This is a genomic window from Streptomyces sp. NPDC059900 (assembly GCF_050270335.1).
Taxonomy (GTDB): domain Bacteria; phylum Actinomycetota; class Actinomycetes; order Streptomycetales; family Streptomycetaceae; genus Streptomyces.
In genome coordinates, this window is the sequence record NZ_JBNNJZ010000834.1 from 1 (window position 1) to 2,729 (window position 2,729).

Consider the following 2,729-nt stretch of genomic DNA (forward strand, 5'->3'; position numbering starts at 1 on the left):
GATCCACACCATGACCGGCAGGCCGACGGGGAAGGGGCCGGGGCCAGGAGTCCAGACCTCCAGGGTGAGGCAGTCGTCGCCGGTCACGGCCGGGTTGTGCAGACGGGCCATGGGGTCGGCGCCGGGCAGCGCGGGCTGCGGGCAGCCGGGGCCGCTGCGGGTGCCGTCCCGCACTCCGTCCCAGGCGAGCGGCGGCTGGGGCGCCGCGAAGCGCAGGTCGCCGACCGGGGGCCGGGCGAAGGGGATGTTGCGGAAGACCGCGTATCCGTCGGCTGCCCTGCCTCGGATCCTGCCTGTTGCCAGGCGTGCCTCGACGTCCACGGGCTGCTCCCCTTCGCCGTACCGATTGGCTAATCGTGATTAACTTATGACGGCACGGGGCGGCGCTGTCAAGGGCAGCGCCGCGAGGAGGAAGGAGGTCAGTCGCCGGCAAGCAGGAGGTCAGTCGCCGGGCAGCAGGAGGCTCTCGCCCAGGACGACGAGGTCCTGCGCGAGCGCGGGCCGACTCCGCAGGTGTTCGGTGCGCAGGACGTCGTTGACCAGGCCGAGCACCGCGCGCACCCGCACCTGGCGTTCGGATCGGGGCAGGTCGGGGCGGCACTGGCCCAGCAGGTGCTCCCACTCCAGGACGTGGTCGCGCTGGGTGCGCCGTACGTCGTGGCGCTGGTCGTCGGGCAGGTGGATGACCTCGGTCACCAGGGCCGCGAAGAGGTCGGTGTGCGTCTGGACCAGGCCGACGTACGCGCGCAGGAGCGCCGTCAGGACCTGCCGGGGGTCGCCGGAGGAGGCCACGGCCTCGGCCAGGGCCAGTTGCAGGGCCTGGGCTCCGCGGTTGAGCGCGGCGTAGAGCAGATCGCTCTTGCTGGCGAAGTGCTTGTACACGCTGGGGCCCGCGATGCCGGCCGCGGCGCCGATCTCCTCCAGGCGCGCCTCGTGGAATCCCTGCTGCCCGAAGAACCGGGTCGCGGCGCTCACCAGGGACTCCCGCCGCGAGGCGGCGGCCCGGTCGGCCGGCGGTGCGGCGCCGCGGGGTACCGGCACGGCGGACGGCGTGCGCAGCCGCGCGGCGAGCACGGTGTGCGCCATCTGCTCCAGCAGCGTGGCGAGCCGCCCTTCGGACACCGCGATCCGTGCGTGCGAGGGGCTGCCCAGGACGGCGACCATGGACCACACCAGCAGGTCGGCGTCGCCCTCGCTCAGCTCGCCGCGCCGATCCCTGAGCAGCCCTTCGAGCCTCGCGACCAGGTCGCGGAAGCGCTGGCGCGTCTCTCCGCGCACCGGCTCGTCCAGGTGACGGACCTCGCGCTGCCACAGCACGCCCAGCTCCCTGCGCTCCACGGACAGCCCGGCCATGGAGCGCACCGCGTCATCCAGGGTGGCGGCGTCGCGCACGGCTGCGTCCATCACCGCGAACCCATCGGCGACCACCGCCGCCAGGAGGTCGCGCTTGCCACGGAAGTGCCGGTAGAGCGCCGGCGCCGAGATCCCGACCGCGCCCGCGATGTCCCCCAGGCCTACCTCGTGGAACCCGCGCTCGTGGAACTGGGCCGCGGCGGCGCGCAGGATCTGCGCTTTGCGGTCGGCGGGGCGTCTGGCTTTCTGCGTACTCACCCCTGAAGGCTACTTCGGATTAACTCCTGCCAGGGTGCGGTTGCAGGCCGGACCGCACCCCCGGCGTGCGGCACAAGCCGCCCCGCAGTGTTCACAAGTTAACTCCTAATCCCCACTGGATGCTCACACGGCACGCGGTGAATCCCGCATATGTCGTGCACAGCTCTTGACCGCCGCCGCTCCCGCCTAGCTAAGTTAATTTTCATTAGCCTTCAACAGATTCCGTGAAGGCCACCGGGAACGATCCGGATCAGGGAACAGGCGAAGCACCGTCATGGGCACTGTCATGTTCCTGATCAGATGGGACACGCATGCACCGCAGATTCCAGAGCGCCGCGCTCCTGACCTGCGCCGTCATGGCAGCCACGGTGCTGCCGACGGGCCAGGGGGCCTCGGCCGCAGACGAGCCGCCACCGGCGATCGCCCTCGCGTCCACACCCGACCGGGGCCAGGTCACCGGCGGGGACGCACTCCTGCGCATCACGACGGCCGACCACCAGCCGGCACGGGTGGAGGTCAACGGCACCGCCGCCGACGGCTTCCGACGCCAGCCCGACGGCACCCTGCTCGGCCGGGTGACCGGCCTCAACAACGGCAAGAACCGCATCACCGCCCAAGCCGGCGGACGCACATCGGCCCGCACCCTCACCAACCACCGCGCCACCGGCCCCGTCTTCTCCGGTCCGCGGGCCGCACCGTTCTACTGCGAGACCACCGCCTTCGGACTGGCCCCGGCCAAACAGCCCGACTGCTCGGCGCCCGCCAAGGTCAGCTACAAGTACCGCAGCAAACTCGGCACGTTCCTGCCGCTGGCCGACCCCGACCAGCGCCCGCTCGACCTCGCCACGGCCACCGTGGGCGGCCGGAAGGTCCCCTACATCGTCCGCATCGAGACGGGCACCCTCAACCGTGCCGTCTACGAGACCGCCGCCCTGTACGACGGCTCCGATCCCTCGCCCCTGCGGCGGACGAAGAGCTGGAACGGCAGGCTCGTCTACACCTTCGGGGGCGGCTGTTCGGGCGGCCACCACCAGGGCGCGCAGACCGGAGGGGTACTGAACGACACTTTCCTGTCACGGGGGTTCGCGGTCGCCTCCTCCACCCTCAACGTCCTGGAG

The 2,729-nt window shown here is 71.7% G+C and carries 3 protein-coding genes; 1 reads left to right on the forward strand and 2 read right to left on the reverse strand.

The window, feature by feature from the left end; translation table 11 throughout:
* The coding region (locus ACQKIP_RS44635) for a carboxylesterase family protein (RefSeq protein WP_427745614.1) at positions 1-321 on the reverse strand (321 nt) is incomplete at its 3' end.
* 120 nt (positions 322-441) lie between these two features.
* Positions 442-1,611, reverse strand: coding sequence for a TetR/AcrR family transcriptional regulator (locus ACQKIP_RS44640; RefSeq protein WP_365853650.1), 1,170 nt, complete (start codon positions 1,609-1,611; stop codon positions 442-444).
* Between the two features lie 311 nt (positions 1,612-1,922).
* On the opposite strand from ACQKIP_RS44640, the gene ACQKIP_RS44645 reads away from it, so the two are divergent.
* Positions 1,923-2,729 (forward strand): DUF6351 family protein (locus ACQKIP_RS44645; protein WP_427745615.1); only part of this gene is annotated, 807 nt, incomplete at its 3' end.